The 2,368-nt window shown below is 75.0% G+C and carries 2 protein-coding genes and 1 pseudogene; 2 read left to right on the forward strand and 1 reads right to left on the reverse strand.

The features are described 5' to 3' along the window. A partial coding sequence (locus tag ACSNN7_RS28790; RefSeq protein ID WP_436684193.1) for a DUF5915 domain-containing protein occupies window positions 1–812 on the forward strand: 812 nt, incomplete at its 5' end. A gap of 171 nt (window positions 813–983) precedes the next feature. Beyond that, on the forward strand, window positions 984–1,682 hold the full coding sequence (locus ACSNN7_RS28795; protein WP_436684194.1) for a lysophospholipid acyltransferase family protein: 699 nt from the start codon (window positions 984–986) through the stop codon (window positions 1,680–1,682). A gap of 24 nt (window positions 1,683–1,706) precedes the next feature. Here the strand turns inward: ACSNN7_RS28795 and ACSNN7_RS28800 are convergent. Further along, window positions 1,707–2,368, reverse strand: a pseudogene (locus ACSNN7_RS28800) (hypothetical protein); the annotation flags it as partial.

The following is a 2,368-nucleotide window of genomic DNA, read 5'->3' on the forward strand; positions in this document are numbered from 1 at the left end:
TCGCGCCGCTGACCGCCGAGGAGATCTGGCGCGGCCTCACCGGCGAGCGGTCGGTGCACCTGACCGACTGGCCGTCGGCCCAGGAGTTCCCGGCCGACCACGAGCTGGTCTCCGCGATGGACAACGTGCGCGCGGTCGCCTCGGCGGCGCTGTCGCTGCGCAAGGCCAAGGGCCTGCGCGTGCGGCTGCCGTTGTCGACGCTGACCGTGGCCTCGCCGGTCGCGGAGCAGCTGCGCCCCTTCAGCGACCTGGTCGCCGACGAGGTCAACGTGAAGGAGGTCGTCTTCTCCGACGAGGTGTCGGCCTACTGCCAGCAGGTGCTGACCGTGGTGCCGCGGGCGCTCGGCCCCCGGGTCGGCAAGGCCGTGCAGCAGGTGATCAAGGCGGTCAAGGCGGGGGAGTGGGAGCTGGTCGACGGCGCCCCGGTCGCCGCCGGCGTCACCCTGGCCGAAGGCGAGTACGAGCTGCGCCTGGTCGCCGCCGACGCCGAGCACTCCGCGCCGCTGCCCGGCGGCGAGGGCGTGGTCGTGCTGGACACCGAGGTCACCCCGGCGCTGGCCGCCGAAGGGCTGGCCCGGGACGTGGTCCGGGTGGTGCAGCAGGCCCGGCGGGACGCCGATCTGGACGTCTCGGACCGGATCGTGGTGTCGGTGTCGGCCTCCGAGGAGGTCCGGGCGGCGGTGTCCGCGTACACCGACTTCGTGGCCCGGGAGGTGCTGGCCGACACGGTCGACTTCGCCGAGGGCGTCGACGGGTTCGCCGGCGAGGTCGGCGAGGGCGAGCGGGTGACGGTGGCCGTGCGCCGGGTATGACGCACTTCGGCGGTGGTGGTCCGGCGGTGTCCCGCCGGGCCGCCACCACCGGCCCCGCCCACCCCTCACAGGCCCGCTCAGCAGCCGGTCGGCCCGGCCACCCGCGCGGTGCCCCGTGGACCCGTCCGCTACCGTGACACCGCCTGTTCACGCACGACCGCCGGAGGACCAGTGCCCCTGCTCTACACCATCGGCAAGCTCACCGTGGCGCCCGCGCTGCGGCTGGCCTTCCGTCCGACCGTGGAGGGGTTGGAGCACATCCCGGAAACCGGTGGTGCGATCTTCGCGGGCAACCACCTCTCGGTCGCCGACGAACTCTTCCTCGGCACCGTCGTCCCCCGGCACCTGGCCTTCTGGGCCAAGTCGGAGTACTTCAAGGGCACCGGGCCCAAGGGCGCCCTCTCCAAGTTCGTGCTCACCGGCCTGGGGGCCATCCCGGTCGAGCGGGCCGGCGGCCGGGCGGCGCTGTCCGCGTTCGACGCCGCCATCCCCGCGCTGCGCGGTGGTGACCTGGTCGCGGTCTACCCGGAGGGGACGCGCTCGCCGGACGGGCGGCTCTACCGGGGGCGTACCGGCGCGGCCCGGCTGGCGGTGGCGGCCGGCGTGCCGATCATCCCGGTCGGCATGATCGGTACCGACAAGGCCCAGCCGATCGGTGCCCGGGTGCCCCGGCCCGGCCGGGCGAAGATCACCGTCCGGTTCGGCAAGCCGCTCGACTTCACCGGCCGGCCGGACGACCGCACCTCGCTGCGCGCGATGACCGACGAGCTGATGGCCGAGATCCAGAAGCTCACCGGCCAGGAGTACGTGCCCCGCTACGCGCCGCCGCGCGCCCACCCGCCGCTGGCGGGGGAGCCCGGCGCCGTCTGACCCGCCCCGGCGGCTCGCCGCCGCTCAGGGCTGCGCGGGCGCCGGCGCGACGATCTCCTTCCGCAGGACGTCCAGCAGGCGGGCGCTGTCGTCGACGGAGAGCCGGGTGAAGACGGCGGTGGTGATGCTGCCGTAGTCGACCGAGGTGCAGACCACCACGTCGGTGCCGTCCGACCGGCCCGTGGCGCACCGCTCGTACCGGCCGCGTACCCCGGTCTCGACCGGCTGCGGGGTGCCGAGCCGGTAGGTCTCGGTCAGCCGGGTCATCTCGTCGTCCGCATCGGACTCCGGGTTGAACCGGAAGCCGGTGCCACCGAAGACGGTGACCCGCTTGCCGTCGCCGGTGGCGTAGACCCCGGCGAAGACGTCCTCGGAGAGCAGGTTCGCCGCCCGTACCTCGGCCTTCAACCGCTTGGCGGTGGCCTGGCTGCCGGCGTCCTGGCGCAGCGTCAGGTCGGCCACCTGGCCGGGCAGTTCGGCCTTGGCCGGGTACTGCTCCCACATCGGCTTGCCGAACCAGGCGGGGCAGCCGCAGCAGCAGATCAGGCTGAGCAGCAGCACCCAGGGCCAGCGCCGGCGACGCCGCACGGGCACCGGGACGTACCCGCGGGGGGCCTGCCACCCCGGCGGCGGGGTGACCGCCTCCGGCCGGCGGCCCCGGCGCTTCGGCGGACGAGCCGGCGCGG

The organism is Micromonospora sp. URMC 105, from assembly GCF_051386295.1.
GTDB lineage: Bacteria > Actinomycetota > Actinomycetes > Mycobacteriales > Micromonosporaceae > Micromonospora.